At 64.7% G+C, this 15,414-nt stretch carries 15 protein-coding genes; 1 reads left to right on the top strand and 14 read right to left on the bottom strand.

The window, feature by feature from the left end; translation table 11 throughout:
• Positions 1 to 33: 33 nt before the first annotated feature.
• The 8 genes from NCS03_RS16965 to amaB form a co-directional block, all read right to left on the bottom strand.
• Entirely contained in the window at positions 34 to 1,371 is a 1,338-nt protein-coding gene (locus tag NCS03_RS16965) for an MFS transporter (RefSeq protein ID WP_008353451.1), read from the bottom strand.
• Positions 1,372 to 1,404: 33 nt separating this feature from the next.
• Positions 1,405 to 2,343 (bottom strand): hydroxymethylglutaryl-CoA lyase, encoded by a 939-nt coding sequence (locus tag NCS03_RS16960; protein ID WP_250529441.1) that lies wholly within the window; start codon positions 2,341 to 2,343, stop codon positions 1,405 to 1,407.
• Positions 2,340 to 3,533, bottom strand: a complete 1,194-nt coding sequence (locus NCS03_RS16955) for a CaiB/BaiF CoA transferase family protein (protein ID WP_250529440.1) — start codon at positions 3,531 to 3,533, stop codon at positions 2,340 to 2,342. The genes NCS03_RS16960 and NCS03_RS16955 overlap by 4 nt, the downstream gene beginning before the upstream one ends.
• 125 nt (positions 3,534 to 3,658) lie before the next feature.
• Positions 3,659 to 4,576, bottom strand: coding sequence for a LysR family transcriptional regulator (locus NCS03_RS16950; RefSeq protein WP_008353454.1), 918 nt, complete (start codon positions 4,574 to 4,576; stop codon positions 3,659 to 3,661).
• Positions 4,576 to 4,962, bottom strand: a complete 387-nt coding sequence (locus NCS03_RS16945; protein ID WP_250529439.1) for a PaaI family thioesterase — start codon at positions 4,960 to 4,962, stop codon at positions 4,576 to 4,578. Before NCS03_RS16945 ends, NCS03_RS16950 begins: the two co-directional genes overlap by 1 nt.
• 296 nt (positions 4,963 to 5,258) lie before the next feature.
• On the bottom strand, positions 5,259 to 5,450 hold the full coding sequence (locus NCS03_RS16940; RefSeq protein ID WP_175979298.1) for a hypothetical protein: 192 nt from the start codon (positions 5,448 to 5,450) through the stop codon (positions 5,259 to 5,261).
• Between the two features lie 263 nt (positions 5,451 to 5,713).
• Positions 5,714 to 6,886, bottom strand: a complete 1,173-nt coding sequence (locus tag NCS03_RS16935; RefSeq protein ID WP_250502943.1) for an NAD(P)/FAD-dependent oxidoreductase — start codon at positions 6,884 to 6,886, stop codon at positions 5,714 to 5,716.
• A gap of 7 nt (positions 6,887 to 6,893) precedes the next feature.
• Positions 6,894 to 8,393, bottom strand: coding sequence for an L-piperidine-6-carboxylate dehydrogenase (gene amaB, locus NCS03_RS16930; protein WP_250529438.1), 1,500 nt, complete (start codon positions 8,391 to 8,393; stop codon positions 6,894 to 6,896).
• Between the two features lie 197 nt (positions 8,394 to 8,590).
• Between amaB and NCS03_RS16925 the strand changes: the two genes are divergently transcribed.
• On the top strand, positions 8,591 to 9,226 hold the full coding sequence (locus tag NCS03_RS16925; protein ID WP_008353462.1) for a helix-turn-helix domain-containing protein: 636 nt from the start codon (positions 8,591 to 8,593) through the stop codon (positions 9,224 to 9,226).
• A 5-nt stretch (positions 9,227 to 9,231) separates the two neighbouring features.
• On the opposite strand, the gene NCS03_RS31155 is transcribed toward NCS03_RS16925, so the two are convergent.
• The 6 genes from NCS03_RS31155 to NCS03_RS16900 form a co-directional block, all read right to left on the bottom strand.
• On the bottom strand, positions 9,232 to 9,363 hold the full coding sequence (locus NCS03_RS31155; protein ID WP_284502551.1) for a hypothetical protein: 132 nt from the start codon (positions 9,361 to 9,363) through the stop codon (positions 9,232 to 9,234).
• A 142-nt stretch (positions 9,364 to 9,505) separates the two neighbouring features.
• Positions 9,506 to 10,327 carry an IclR family transcriptional regulator gene (locus NCS03_RS16920; protein ID WP_175979296.1) on the bottom strand — a complete coding sequence of 274 codons (822 nt, stop codon included), beginning with the start codon at positions 10,325 to 10,327 and terminating at the stop codon, positions 9,506 to 9,508.
• Between the two features lie 58 nt (positions 10,328 to 10,385).
• Positions 10,386 to 11,207: a sugar phosphate isomerase/epimerase family protein gene (locus NCS03_RS16915; protein WP_250456726.1), complete on the bottom strand. Its 822-nt coding sequence runs from the start codon at positions 11,205 to 11,207 to the stop codon at positions 10,386 to 10,388.
• Positions 11,208 to 11,220: 13 nt separating this feature from the next.
• Positions 11,221 to 11,832 (bottom strand): NIPSNAP family protein, encoded by a 612-nt coding sequence (locus NCS03_RS16910; RefSeq protein ID WP_250456725.1) that lies wholly within the window; start codon positions 11,830 to 11,832, stop codon positions 11,221 to 11,223.
• Positions 11,829 to 13,568 carry an FAD-dependent oxidoreductase gene (locus NCS03_RS16905; protein ID WP_250529437.1) on the bottom strand — a complete coding sequence of 580 codons (1,740 nt, stop codon included), beginning with the start codon at positions 13,566 to 13,568 and terminating at the stop codon, positions 11,829 to 11,831. Before NCS03_RS16905 ends, NCS03_RS16910 begins: the two co-directional genes overlap by 4 nt.
• Positions 13,565 to 15,343: an FAD-dependent oxidoreductase gene (locus NCS03_RS16900; RefSeq protein WP_250529436.1), complete on the bottom strand. Its 1,779-nt coding sequence runs from the start codon at positions 15,341 to 15,343 to the stop codon at positions 13,565 to 13,567. Before NCS03_RS16900 ends, NCS03_RS16905 begins: the two co-directional genes overlap by 4 nt.
• Between the last annotated feature and the right edge of the window lie 71 nt (positions 15,344 to 15,414).

Raw genomic sequence — 15,414 nt, 5'->3', positions numbered from 1 at the left:
CCGGGCGCTTTCCCGTTCGCAGAAGCCTTGGCGTCAGGCTTTGCGCTCCGAATGATCCTTCTGCCTGAGCGTCTGCGGCAAGCCGAAGAGCAGCAACAGCGCGCACAGCACGCTCATCGCGCCGATCGCATACAGCGCGGGCGTCGTGCTGCCCATCGTGTCGCGGATGCGGCCGACCATCACCGGGCTCACGATGCCGCCCAGTTGCCCCAGCGTGTTGATCAGCGCAATCCCGCCCGCCGCGCCCGCGCCGGTCAAGAGCTTCGGCGGCAGCGCCCAGAACGCCGGAATCGAGGCGATCACACCCGCGCCCATCACGCCGAGCGCGGCGATGAGCAGCGTCGTCTGCTTGTCGAAGATGCCCGCCGCGAAGAAGCCGGCAGCCGCCATCACGAGCAGCGTCGCGACGAACTTGCGGCGCTCGCCCGACCGGTCCGACATGCGGCCGACCACGACCATGCAGATCGCGCCGCAGATATATGGGACGGCCGTGAGCAAGCCGATGATCGTCGGATTCTGCGTGCCCGCCGCCCGGATCAGATGCGGCGCCCAGAAGTTGAGACCGTACGACGCGATCTGAATCAGGAAGTAGATCAGGCCGAGCATCAGGAAGCCGGGCGTCCTGATCGCGCCGAACAGCGAATGGCCGGTGTCGGTATGCTGACTTTGCGTCGAGATCTGGCTCTTCAGATACGTCTTCTCGTCGCTCGTGAGCCACGCGGCGTCATCGACGCGATCTTTCAGCACCTTCAGCACGAGAATGCCGAGCAGCACGCACGGCAGGCCGCCGAGCAGGAACAGCCAGTGCCATCCCGCGATGCCCGCGACGCCATTCAGATGCCCGAGCACGAGCCCCGACAGCGGCGCACCGAAAAGCCCCGAGAAGGCCGACGCGAGAAACAGCATCGACGTGATGCGCCCGCGATAGCTCGCCGGAAACCACAGCGTCAGGTAATACAGCACGCCCGGCGCGAAGCCCGCTTCCATCGCGCCGATGATGAAGCGCAGTCCGTAGAACTGCCATTCCGTCTGCACGAAGACCATGAGCGCGGTCGCGATGCCCCACGAAATCATGATGCGCGCGATCCAGCGGCGCGCGCCGACCTTGTAGAGCAGCATGTTGCTCGGCACTTCGAAGAGCACATAGCCGATCACGAAAAGACTCGCGCCGAGACCGTATGCGGTGTCCGACAGGCCGAGCGAACTCTGCATCTGAAACTTCGCGAAGCTGATATTGATGCGGTCGAAAAACGCGAAGAAATAGCACAGCATGATGAGCGGCATGAGCCGCAATGCCACCTTGCGGATGATGTGCGAGGTGTTGCCGACAATGTGCGGCTCATCGGCCGCGTGGACGCTTAGATCGCTCATGTTTTGTCTCCAGTGTTGTTTTGGTCTTTTGAATTAGATCGCTTGCACGTAATCGGGCGCCGGATGCAGATCGCAATTGCGTCCCGCCTTCGCGACTTGTCCCGACACTTCGTGTCCGACGAGCGCGGGCAACGTGCGCGACAGCGCAATCAGCCTTGGCAGATCGATGCCCGTCGGAATGCTCATCTCATCGCACATGTTCACGAGGTCTTCGGTGCAGATGTTTCCCGAAGCGCCCGGCGCGAACGGACAGCCGCCGAGACCGCCGAGCGCGGCGTCGAAACGGCGCGCGCCGGTGTCGTAGGCAGCGAGGACGTTGGCGAGGCCGAGGCCGCGCGTATTGTGAAAGTGCAGCGTCAGATCGGCGGCGGGGACGTGTTCGAGCACGCGTGCGACCAGCCGCGCGACCTGACGCGGATTCGCCATGCCGGTGGTATCCGCGAGCGTGATGCCGTCGATGCCCATTTCGCGATACGTCCGCGCGATCGACACGACGCGCTCTTCGTCGATGCGCCCCTCGAACGGGCAGCCGAACGCGGTCGCGACGGTCGCGTTCAGCGAAGCCTTGCCGGAGGCGAGCCGAACGACATCGCCGAAACCGGCCAGCGACGACTCGCAACTCATACGCATGTTCGCGCGATTGTGCGTCTCGCTCGCGGACATCACGAGGTTCAGTTCATCGGCGCCCGCGGCGAGCGCGCGCTCGGCGCCCTTCACGTTCGGCACGAGCGCGACGTAGATCACGCCTCGCCCGCGCCGGATGCCGTTGAAGACCGCGTCGCCATCGCGCAGCGCGGGAATCGCTTTCGGCGACACGAACGAGCCCGCCTCGATGCGCGTGAAGCCGCACGCCGACAATGCGTCGATCAGCGCGATCTTGTCTTCGGTCTCGACCCACTGCTTTTCGATCTGCAGACCGTCGCGCGGCGCGACCTCCTGCACGACCAACGGTTCTTTGTATTCGTAATTCATTGCACCGCTCCTTCGGCACGCAGCCGTTCCACTTCATCCGCGGCGAAGCCGAGCGATTCGAGCACCGATTGCGTATGCTCGCCGAGCGCCGGGCCTTGCCAGTGCACTTCGCCCGGCGTATCGGAGAGCTTCGGCACGATGCCCGGCATCTTCACCGATGCGCCGCCCGGCAGTTCTGCCTTCAGCAGCATGTCGCGCGCTTGGTAATGCGCGTCGTTGACGATGTCCGCGACGGAGTAGATGCGACCCGACGGCACTTCCTCGCGTTCGAGCGTCGCCAGGACATCGTCCATCGAGTGATGCAAGGTCCACGCGGTGATCGCTTCGTCGAGCATTGCGCTGTGACGCACGCGGCCGTCGTTGCGGGCAAGCGCGGGATCGTCCGCGAGATCGGGACGGCCGATCACGTTCATGAGCCGCCTGTAGATCGGGTCGCTGTTGCCCGCGATCACAACGAAGCCGCCATCCTCCGTGCGATACGTGTTCGACGGCGCAATGCCCGGCAGCGCCCCGCCGCTGCGCTCGCGCACATGGCCGAGCAGATCGTATTCGGGCACGAGGCTTTCCATCAGATTGAACACGCTTTCGACGAGCGAGACATCGACCACCTGGCCGTCGCCCTTGCCGGTCTTCACGCGCAGCACCGACATCAGCGCGCCGATCACGCCGTGCAGCGAAGCGAGCGAATCGCCGAGACTCACGCCGACGCGCGCCGGCAGCCCTTCTGCGTCGCCCGTCGTGTAACGGATGCCGCCCATCGCCTCGCCGATCGCGCCGAAGCCCGGCCGGTCGCGGTACGGACCCGTCTGGCCGTAGCCGGAGATGCGGACCATCGTGAGCTTCGGGTTTATTGCATGCAAAACATCCCAGCCGAGACCGAGTTTTTCGAGCGCGCCGGGCCGCATGTTTTCGATGACGATGTCGGCATCGGCGGCGAGACGCTTGATCACGTCCGCGCCTTCGGGCGACTTGAGATTCACGCACACCGACTTCTTGTTGCGCGATTGCAGATACCACCAGAGCGAAGTGCCCTCGTGCAGCTTGCGCCATTTGCGCAGGGGATCGCCGGTATTCGGCGCTTCGATCTTGATGACTTCCGCGCCGAATTCGGCCAGCATGCGCGCCGCGAACGGCGCGGCGATCAGCGTGCCGATTTCGATGACGCGAATGCCCTGGAGAGGTCCGCTCATGCTGCTGTCTCCTGATGATGTGCTTTTCGATGGAGACAAGCTTATTGGCGAACGCTCGGGGGCGTCCAACCGCATTTCGGCAAGCATCGTTCGTCAAACGCGAACGCTCGCCGGTTTTTTGAATGCTAAATGCCTGCTTCGACGGTCCGCAGATGATCGAACAGCAGCCGGCTCACGGGCGATAGCGCATCCGAATCGCGCACGACGATCACGAGGCTGCGCGCTGCCCAGTCGTCGTCGAGCGCGACGGCCGCGAGTCCGAGCTGACGACCCATCGCTTCGAAGACCTGCATCGGCAGCACGCCGACGCCCATGCCCGCCTGCACCATGCGGCACACGGCGTCGAAACCGGGAACGTGGATGCGCAACCGCAGTGCGCGCCCCGCCTGACGCGCCGCGAGATGCGTGCGCTGGTTGATGGAACTCGCCGAATGCAGCCCGATGTGATCGAAGTCGAGCGTCTGCGCGAATGCGATGCTCGCGCGCTTCGCCAGCGGATGATCGCCGGGCATGACGAGCGCGAGCCGGTCGTGCCGGTAATGCGCGGTTTCGAGGCCGCGCGTGTCGGCGTCGCCGGAACAGATGCCCAGGTCGACGAGACTGTCCGCGACGCCTTCCACGATGCCGCCGCTCGGGCGCTCCTCGAGATCGATCTTGATCTGCTCGTGCACGGACGAAAACGCGCGCAAGTCTTCCGGCAGGAATTCGACGATCGCCGAGAGATTCGCCATCATCCGCACGTAGCCGCGGACGCCGCTCGCATGTTCCGCGAGTTCGATGCCGATGTTCTCGACATCGCGCAGCACGCGCCGCGCGTGATGAAGCAGCGTTTCGCCCGCCGGCGTCAGCGCCATGCCGCGCGCCTTGCGTTCGAACAGCGCGGCGCCGACGGCCTGCTCCAGTTCGAGCAGACGCTTGCTCGCCGCCGACACCGCGATCGCCTCGCGTTCCGCCGCGCGCGTGAGCGTGCCTTCCTCGAACACCGCGAGAAAGAGTTGCAGCGTCGTGAGATCGAGACGCCGAAGGAGATTGCGGGTAGCCATCAGCGCGCGTATTTGAAGATGCCTTGCGCGCTCGCGATCATCACGCGATCGTCGACCCACGCTTCGCCGCGTGCAAAATAGACGGAGCGTCCCTGACGTTCGAGAAAGCCTTTTGCGACGACCTTGTCGCCGATGCCGCGATCGAGATAGTTCACGGTCAGCGAAAGAGTGAAGCCGTGCACAGGCGCGGCGCCGGTCGTAAAGAGACCGGCGTAGCCGCAAGCGGCGTCGAGCAGCGTGGCGATCGCGCCGCCTTGCAGGATGCGCTGCCGGTTCAGATGCCCGGCGTGTATCGGCATCGTGAATTCGGCGTAGCCCGCGCGCCATTCCGTGAGCGTCGCGCCGAGCGCTTCGAGAAACGGATTGTCCAGATCCAGGTTCGCCACCTTTGCTCCTGATTGCCTGCGTTGCGGCGATTGTGCCATCGGCGGCCAGGCGCTGCCCGGCGGCACGAACCTGTTTTCCGGACATCCAGAATGGAAAAACCCGCACGCGGCGGGTTCGATTTACGCAGTTCCGATTTACAAACTCACCGGACCGCGTTCTGTTTGGCAACGCACACAAAAATTCGCTATATGCGTTTCATGAAGGTGCGTCATGAATCGCATGGCGCATCTTTGTGCGCGTAAATATGCGTCGTGACAAAGCGTCTCACGAACGCAACACACTGCATTAAAGGGCGTCAGTTATATCCGCGAATGACGCAGGAGTTTTTTTCCTCATCGGTCTTGCCGAAACGTCCGCAAATCTCTGCGATATATTCGGGTTCCGCCGATACCTGACTCGAACGATGCGACACCGGAACGCTCGTGTCGTGCGGCAGCTCGCCGTCGTCGATCCAGGCGTAGAAATGCGCGCTCGTATTGGCTTCCATGTTTTGTCTCCTATCTATGAAGCGCGAAAAAAGCGTTTTGACAGATTCAGAATGCACTCATCGAAAGCGGCTGGCCCTAGTGGATTTCATTAATGGACGAAGCCCGCCAGCCTGACGATGATGATAAGAATGCCCGTTCGCAACGCAAATCCGAACCGGTTCCAATCCGCCTGTCTGTTTCGTAGCGAAAAAAATGCCCGGTGCATGACCGGGCAGACTTGAATCATCGATTATGGAAAGCGGCGTTGGCAGTCTTCTATCAGTTATACGACATTCTTTTCGACGATCGGCCGGCCTTCCAGCACGCGAGTCCAGTCGAGCGGCGATAAATCGAGCGTTTCGTAACGCCCGCGCAAAATCAGTTCGCTGACGCCGCGCCCTGTTGCCGGGCCTTGTTGCAGGCCGTGTCCGCTGAACCCGTTCGCGAAGATGCAATTATCGACATCCGGATGATGGCCGATGATCGCGTTCTGATCGAGCACGTTGTATTCGTAATAGCCGGACCAGCAACGCTCGACGCGCAGCGCCTCGAACGCCGGCACGCGATGCGCGAGCGTCGGCCAGATCACGTCGTCGAAGAGCGCGTGATCGACTTCGTCGAGCGGCAGGTCGTCGGGATCGTTGTCCGCCGAGGGCGACGTGCCGCAAATATACGTGCGCCCTTCAGGACGGAAATAGACGCCCGTGGGATCGATCAGCAACGGCGCGCGCTCGAGCGTCGCCGGCGACGACACATTGAAGATGCTGCGCCGACGCGCGAACACCGGAATGTCGATGCCTAGCATCGCCGCGACCGGACGCGACCACGCACCCGCCGCGTTCACGACGACATCGCATGGATACGTTTCGCCGTTGGCCGCGCGCACGGCGTTCGCACGCCGTCCTTCGCGTTCGATACCGACGACTTCCGTGGTCACGTAACGCGCGCCGAGCGCCTGCGCCTTGCGACGCAGCGCTTGCACGAGACCGTAGCCGTCGAACCAGCCTTCGCCGCTCTCGCCGAACGCGCCCGCCGCGAGATCGTCCGTGTTGAGCCACGGAAAACGCGCGCGCAGTTGCGCGGCGTCGAGCAGGCTGATGTCCGCGCCGAGCGCTCGCTGCAACGCGTGGTTTTCGCGCAGCGTCGACGCACCCGCCGCCGTCGCCAGAAAGAGATAACCGCCTTCGTGCAGATCGATCGACGGGCGCTCGCCGTTCACTTCGAGCCGCTCGCCGATCGAACGCAGGAAGTCGATGCCGAAGAGCGACATGCGTACCGAAAGCGGCGTCGAGAACTGCTGCCGGATCGAGGCCGCCGACAGCGCCGACGACGAACGCGCGTAAGTCGGGTCGCGCTCGATCACGGTGACTTGCACGGTCGGGTCCGATGCGCGCAGAAAGTACGCGACCGAGCTGCCGATCACGCCGCCACCTACGATGACAACGCTCGAACTCACGTTGGCCTCAGCTCAGATTGAAGTCGATGCCCTGCGCGAGCGGCAATTCCGACGAGTAGTTGATCGTGTTGGTCGCGCGGCGCATGTAGGCTTTCCAAGCATCCGAGCCCGATTCGCGGCCGCCGCCGGTTTCCTTCTCGCCGCCGAATGCACCGCCGATCTCCGCGCCGCTCGGCCCGATGTTCACGTTCGCGATGCCGCAGTCGCTGCCCGATGCGGACAGAAAGCGCTCGGCCTCGCGCAGATCGGTGGTGAACGCGCACGACGACAATCCGTGCGCGGCGGCGTTGTTCGCGGCGATGGCTTCGTCGAACTCCGTGTAGCGCATCACGTAGAGAATCGGCGCGAAGGTCTCCTTCAGCACGACCTCCGTCTGCGACGGCATTTCGACCAGCGCCGGGCGCACGTAGTAGCCGTTTTCGTGGCCCTTCACGGTCACGCGCTCGCCGCCCGTCACCTTGCCGCCTTCGCCCTTCGCCTGTTCGAGCGCGTCCTGCATGCGCGCGAACGCCTGCACGTCGATGAGCGGGCCCATCAGCACGCCCTGCTCCAACGGATTGCCGACGGGCACTTTGGCGTAGAGATCTTTCAGACGCGCGACGGTTTCGTCGTAGATGCTTTCGTGCACGAAAAGACGCCGCAGCGACGTACAGCGCTGCCCTGCCGTGCCGACCGCCGAGAACAGGATGCCGCGCAGCGCGAGATCGCGATTGGCCGTCTGCGACACGATGCCCGCGTTATTGCCGCCGAGTTCGAGGATCGAGCGGCCGAAGCGTTCCGCGACCGCGACGCCGACCTTGCGGCCCATTTCCGTGCTGCCCGTCGCGCTGACGATGTCCGAGCGCTTGTCCGCGACGAGCGCCGCGCCGACCTCGCGCCCGCCGATGATGACCGACGCGAGGCCCGCAGGCGCCGCGCCGAATTCATCGATGGCATCGCGCAGGATGCGGTCGACGGCGAGCGCGGTGAGCGGCGTTTTCTCCGATGGCTTCCACACGACCGCGTTGCCGCACACGAGGGCGAGCGCCGCGTTCCACGACCACACCGCGACCGGGAAATTGAACGCCGAGATGATCGTGCACACGCCGAACGGATGCCACGTCTCCGCCATGCGATGACCCGGCCGCTCCGACGCGATCGTCAGGCCGTACAACTGGCGCGAGAGACCGACGGCGAAATCGCAGATATCGATCATTTCCTGAACTTCGCCCAAGCCTTCCTGGAGAATCTTGCCCGCTTCGAGCGACACGAGCCTACCTAGCGCCTCCTTCTTCTCGCGCAGCCGATTGCCGAGCAGGCGCACGAGTTCGCCGCGGCGCGGCGCGGGCACGTTGCGCCACGAGGCGAACGCGGTGCGGGCGGCGGCGAGCGCGGCGTCGACGTCGGCGGTGGTGTTCTGCTTCACGCGGCCGATGACTTCGCCCGTGATCGGGGAAGTGACGGCGATATCGCCATCGGTGACGAGGCTCGCGATGCCGAGGTCGGAAAGAATCGATTGTGCATTCACGATGAAAGTCCTTGCGAAGCGGGTTCGTTCGTCGGAGCAAAGTTTCTGATAAGAAACTTTCGGAAGTCAGGAGACTATACGCGCTGCCGATGGCGCTCACAACAGCCGCCAATATTAGGGTTGTCACCAGATGCGGGCCGTTCGCCGCCGTTTTGCGAGATGTTATTATCGGAAACAAAGCGCTCCCACACGTTCCCATGTCCAGCCCCGGCACCAAGAATTCGCCCGAACAATCCGCGTCCGATCTCGGTGCCCGCGTGAAACGCGCGCGGCTCGCGCACGACCTGACGCTCGAAACCGCGAGCCGGATGTGCGGCGTGTCGCGCTCGGCGCTGTCGAAGATCGAGAACGGGCTGATGTCGCCGACCTTCGACGTGCTTCAGAAAATCGTGCGCGGCCTGCAGATCGATCTCGCCGAACTCTTCGGCACCGCGCCCGCGCCGAATGCGAGCGGCCGGCGCGCGCTCACGCGCCGCAACGAAGGACAGCGCCACGCGTATCGCGGCTATCAGATGGAATTGCTCGCCACCGAACTCGCGCACAAGGCGATGCTGCCGTTTCGCATCCGCATTTCGGCGCACACGCTCGATGCGTTCGACGACTGGGGCCGTCACGAAGGCGAGGAGTTTCTTTACGTGATCAGCGGCAGCGTGTGCCTCTATTCCGAACTCTACGCGCCGACGCATCTGCATGCCGGCGACAGCATCTACTTCGACAGCCGCACCGGCCACGCGGCGATTTCAACGAGCGACGAAGACGCCGAAGTGCTGTGGATGGCCACAGGCGGCGTGCCGGCGCCCTCATCCGCGCGCGATGCCGTGGACGCCGGCTGACGCGTTCATCGCAGGAAAAGACGCATCGGCATTTCGTTCGGGCCGACGGTGAAGGTGCAGACCTCGTGGATATCGGCGGGATTCGTCGCGAGTTGCGCGGTGAAGTTCGCCGTCAGCATCGACACGACGAGACGCATTTCCACCGCCGCCAGACAGTGGCAAATTCGGACACGATCGGATCGAGTGGAGTAGGCATTTCAAATTCTCGTTTCATGATGAAAACGATGATAATGCGGGCGTTTTCCCCGCGTCACCTCGTCCATTCGGGCTAATCCAGCATCAGCCTGCACTGACAGCCTTCCCCTCCACCTTCGCCGCCGACCGCTTGAAATAGGGCGAACTCAACGTCGCCGCGCCCATGTCCGACGCCGCTTCCAGCAGCGCGGGCGCGAGCTCCTTCAGACGCGCCTCCGGCAAACGGCTCGTCGGCCCGGCGAGACTCACGACGCCCACGACGACGCCCGTCACCGGATGATGAATCGGCGCGGCCATCGACGTCATGCCGGCCTCGTACGTCTCGCTCGCGATGCCGTAGCCGCGTTTGCGCGCCGCCTGCAGATCGGCGAGAAACTGCTGGATCGTCTTCGGCGCCTTCGGTCCGCCCGAGCCGGGCTTGCCGAGCCCGCCCTGCTTCGACACGAGTTCGAGCGCCTCCTCATCGGAAAGCGACGACAGCCACGCCTGTCCGCTCGCCGTGCAATGCAAGGGCGGCTGGCTGCCCATGTCCGGGTCGTAGCGCAGCCCCGACTTCGCGCCTTGCGCCTTGCCGACGAACGTAATGTGATCGTCCTCGACGACGCCCAGCCGCGCCAGTTCGCCGGATTGCGCCGCGAGCCGGTCGAGCACGGGCTGCGACACGTCGAGTACGCCGCCCGTCGACAGATAGATGAGCGCGAGCGACACGAGCTTGAGCGCGAGCATGTATTCGCCATGATCCTCGTCCTGCCGCACGTACCCTTCGTCGATCAGCATCGCGAGCAGGCGATGCGTGCCGCTGCGAGGAATATTGAGCGTGTCGGCGATGGCGGCGAGTTGCATCCGCCCGCCGTTTTTCGCCAGCAATTCGATGATCGACAACGCCCGCTCCAGATTTCCCGCCATCTTTCAGTCTCTCGAAGTTCCGATGATTCGGAATGAGAACATGATTCCACCTCGGAATTCAACCGGCGTATGTTTCCTCCAGCCATGCAATCGTCGCCTCGCGCAGACGTTTCGCACGCGTGAGCGCGCTCGCCGATTTCGCCCATTCGTTCATCGGCACTTCGAGCGAGAGCGGAAGATCGTCGGGCAACGCGCGCAGAATGCCCGCGAGATCGAGGCCGCCCTCGCCCGGAATCATCCGCTCGGCGCGCGCCTGATACAGCAACGTTTCGAGATCGCTCGGGCGCTCGGCGGGCGCGTCGCAGAACTGCACGTAACCGAACCATTCGCGCGGCAATTCGCGCAGCGTTCGCGTCGACGATCCCGTGCGGTCGAAATGGATCGGATCCACGATGAGGCCCGTATTCGCGCGCTGCGCCGCTTTCACAATGCGCGCGCCCTGCACGATGTCTTTCGCGTCGGTCCAGGGCATCGGTTCGAGCGACGGCGACAGGCCATACGGCTTCGCGAGATCGCACAGCGCGGCGAGCCGCTCGGCCGTGCGGACCTCGTCGGGATCGTTGCCCGCGACGAGCACGTAGCGCGCGCCCAGCTCGGCGGCGGTTGCGAGCATCGGTTCGTAATCGGCGACGTTCGTGTCGGGCTTGAGGCGCAGGATTTCGGCATCCAGCACGCCGATGCCGGTATCGCGCAAAGCCGCGAGCGTCTCGCGTTTCAGCGGCGTCGCGCCGACGATCTCGTGGCGCACTTCCGTATCGGTCGCGGGCACGAGGCGCAGGCCGACGAAGTCGTAGCCCGCCTGCGCGGCGCACTCGACCATCTGCGGCGGCGTCAGTTCGAGGATCGTCAGCGCGGACAGAGATAGCTTGCGTCGTGACATCGACAATCTCCGGTTAGCGCAGCGGCGAGAACGGCGCGGGCACGTAGATGGTCGATTCCATCGTCGTCAGATGCACCGGTCCGCCCTTCGGCGGCCAGATGCCGTCCTTCACGGCTTCCGCGCGAATCCGCGAGCGCTCGTCCACGCTCTTGTACGGCCAGATGTTGAGAAAGCGCGGCACGGTGCCGTCGAGCGCGTACATCGCGCCGATGAGCGGCGAGCGTTTCGTGCGCTCGGGCACGGCGTTCTGCCATGCGTCGATCGTGTGTTGCAGGCTCGCGAGCTTCGTGCCGTAGACGCGCATCTCGTAGATGCCGCCGTGCACGGCCGGCTCGATCGGCGGCAGGAAGGGAAAGAGCGCGTAGCTGTTCACTTCGACATCGGTGATGAACTCGCCGCAGCCGAACGGATTGCCTTCGAGCAGCAAGCGCCGGCGTTCCCCGATCAGCGCCGCTTCGGATTCGAAGCCGCGCAGCACCATGACCTTGCCGAGCGCGCCGATATCCGAATACCAGCAGCCGAGCAGCTTCGAGCCGGGCGCATCGCCGCTTGCCTTGATGTTTTCGAAGACCTGCGCGTTCGCGCCGATCTTCACCGTCAACGTGACCGTGTCGTACAGAGTCATTGCAGAGTCCTTGCCTGATTGAAGTTGGAGAGATTCGTGATGCTGTCCTCGCGCGCCGGTTCGGCCAGTTCGAGGCCCGCGAGATAGCCGAAGGTCATCGCTGGGCCGAGCGTGATGCCGCCAGCGGGATAGTGGCCGCCCATCATGCTCGCGGCGTCGTTGCCGACCGCGTAGAGGCCGGGAATCGGCGCGCGCATGTCGTCGAGAACACGCGAGCGCGCATCCGTCGATAAACCCGCGAACGTGCCGAGGCTGCCCGGCACGATCTTCACCGCGTGAAAAGGCCCATCGACGATCGGCGCGAGACACGGATTCGGCTTGTACGATGCATCGCCCTGAACGCGGTTATACGGCGTCGAGCCTTTGTGGAACTGCGGATCGAAGCCGTCTTTCGCGTAGCCGTTGTACGTGGCCACGGTATCGGCGAGGCCGCGCGCATCGATGCCGCATTGCTGCGCCAGCGCTTCGAGCGTCGGCGCGGACTTGAGATATCCCGAGCGTTCGTAAGGCCGCAGCGGAAACGGAAACGGCTTCGCGAAACCGAGGCCGTATCGGCGCTGAAACCGGTGATCGCAGACGAGCCACGCGCACGTCTCTTCGCCCGGCGACGTCGTGCCGATGAGCGCGGAGATGAAGTCGTAATACGACGACGCCTCGTTCGTGAAGCGCCTGCCCGCGCGCGTGACGGCGATCAGACCCGGCTTCGCGCGCTCGATCAGATGCGGAAACGCGACTTCGCGTCCCGTGGATTTCGGCACGAGCGACACCGGCGCCCACGCGGCGGGCGCTTCGAGCGACGCGTCGAAATGCGCGCCCGCCGCTTCGCCCAGGCGAATGCCATCGCCGGTATTGCTCTTGGGCGCGGCGGACCAGTGCGGCATCACGGGAAACGTTTCGGTCTGCCGCTTCGCGTCGTGCGGATAACCGCCGCACGCGAGCACGACGCCGCGCCGCGCGCGCACGTCGTGCATGACGCCATCGATCTCGACGCGCGCGCCCGTCACGCGATTCGCCTCGCGCGTCAGCGATACCGCCTTCGCCCGCGTGCGCAGATCGACGCCGCGATCCGCCGCCGACTTGAGCAGCCGCGCGACGAGCGCATTGCCGTTCACCAGATGCATCGAGCGCCGATAACGCAGCATGTGCCACGCAAACGTGGCGAAACGCTTCGCGACGTGCCACGCCGACTTCGCGCTGCGCGTCGCGTTCAGGAAGTGCGCGAGGTCTTGTCCCGACGCGATCGCCATGCCCTTGATCGTTACTTCGGCGAGCGGCGGACGCAGCTTGTCGATGAGCGGGCCGAGCTCGCGTCCGTCGAACGGCATCGCGCAGACCGAGCGGCCGCCCGTCGCCGCGCCTTGCGTCGTGTGGAAATCGGGGATGCGGTTGCCGTCGATGAAACGCATCGACGTATTGCGCTCGAAGAATTCGATCATGCGCGGACCGTGCTCGATGAGCGCATCGGCTTTCGCGGCATCGAAATGCGCGCCGAGTTCGCTCTTCAGATACGTGCGCGGCGCGCTTTCATCCTCGACGATGCCCGCGCGCGTCGCGAGCGGATTGCGCGGAATCCACATCCAGCCGCCCGACCACGCGGTCGTGCCGCCGAACACGTCTTCCTTCTCGCAGACGAGCACGGACAGGCCGCGCGTGGCCGCCGTGACCGCGGTCGACAAGCCGCCCGCGCCGGAGCCCAACACGAGGACGTCGCATTCGAGAATCGGTTCGAGCTTCATTTGGCGTGCGCGTGCATTGAAAGATCGACCGGAAGATCGAGCGCTTCGTCGCGCTTCGGTTGCTTCGCGCGCGACGTCGCGTGGCGCGCCGCGAGGTAGCCGAACGCGAGACCGGGTCCGAGCGTGATGCCGGGGCCGGGATACACGCCGCCCATCACCGATTGCGCATCGTTGCCGCAGGCATAGAGGCCGACGATCGGCCGGTCGTCGCGGTCGAGCACGCGCGCGTCGGTATCGATAACGAGGCCGGTCGCCGCGCCGATATCGCCCGGATAGAGCCGCACCGCATAGAACGGCGCCTGGCCGATCGGACCGAGGCACTTGTTCGGGCCGGTCCAGTTGGCGTCGCCGTTGGCGTTCTGATAATCGGTCGTGCCGCGCTGGAAATCCGCGTCGACGCCGGTTTGCGCGTAGCGATTCATGCGCGCGACGCTATCGGCGAGACCGGCCTTGTCGATATCGAGCTTGTCCGCCAGTTCGTCGAGCGTCTTGCCTTCGACGAGATAGCCATCGGCGAGAAACGGCGCGAGTCCCTTGCCGCCCGGACGCACCATGCCAAGGCCGTACTTGCGCAATCCTTCGGAGTCCGTGACGAGATAGGCGGGCACGGCGGGCGTCGTCTTGTTCGCCGTCTGCATCGCAATCCCGAACAGGTGATACGACGTGTTTTCGTTGAGAAACCGCCTGCCGGACTTGTCGACGGTCATCATGCCCGGCTTGCCGCGATCCATGATGAAGTGCGGAAACACGGCGGTCGTACCGTCGGCGCGCTTGCGCACGGAGACCGGCGCCCAGAACGCGTTCGACAGCGCGCCAACGCCGAAGCGCGCGCCCGCCGCGAGCGCGAGATCCTGCGCGTTGCCGCTGTGGCCGGGCGCGCCGGGACACCACGCCGCATCGGCGCCCGGCAGCATCTCGGCGCGCCGCATCGGATGACGATTGAATCCGCCGCTCGCGAGAATCACGCCGCCCTTCACGTTGACGCGCCGACGCTCGTTGATCTGGCTCAGCGTCACGGCTTCGATGCCATTCGCGCCCGCGTGCAAAGCCTCCACCTTCGTGCTCGTCAGCACGGTCACGCCGCGCTGAAGCAGCGAGTAAAGCAGACGCCCGATCAGCGCGTTGCCCATCACGAGACGCGTGCCGCGCGGCGAGCTCATGCGGTCGCGTGCATGACGCGCGAGCAGTTTCGCCGCGTGCCTGAACGATGCCAACGACTTCGTCATGTTCAAAAGATGCCCGACGTCGTCGCGGTCGACCATCATGCCGCCGAGCACGGTGAATTCGGGAATCGGCGGACGAATCAGCGAGAACGCGCGGCCGAGCTTGCGGCCGTCGAACGGCAGCGGCTCCAGCGCGCGGCCTCGCAACGTCGAGCCTTCGATTTCCGACAGATAGTCCGGATGGAACGGCCGCGCGCGATATTTGACATCGGAGTTCGCTTCGATGTGCGCGACGGCCTTCGGGCCGGCGTCGAGGAACGCGCGGCGCATCGCGGCGCTGCTGCGCTCGCCGACCGCGCGATTCAGAAAGCCTTCGGCATTCGCGGACGAATCGTCGCGATTGACGCTCGCCGCGTGCTTCGACGCGGGAATCCACGTCGTGCCCGCCGAGTACGCGGTCGTTCCGCCGACGTATTCGGTGCTCTCGACGAGCAGCACCCGCGCGCCATCGACCGCCGCGACCAGCGCCGCCGACATGCCCGCGCCGCCCGCGCCGACCACGATTACATCGAAGGTCTCGTTCTGTTCCAGTTTGTCCAGTGTCTCCGCCATGTGCGCGCTTCCTGTAGAACTCTCTTTGATATTGGAATACTATTCCAGAAACACGACGTAAGCCAAGTTCT

Source organism: Caballeronia sp. ATUFL_F1_KS4A (assembly GCF_023630905.1).
Lineage (GTDB): Bacteria > Pseudomonadota > Gammaproteobacteria > Burkholderiales > Burkholderiaceae > Caballeronia > Caballeronia zhejiangensis.
Note: the sequence above shows the minus strand (reverse complement) of the source record. Positions and strands in the feature narration are given on the sequence as shown.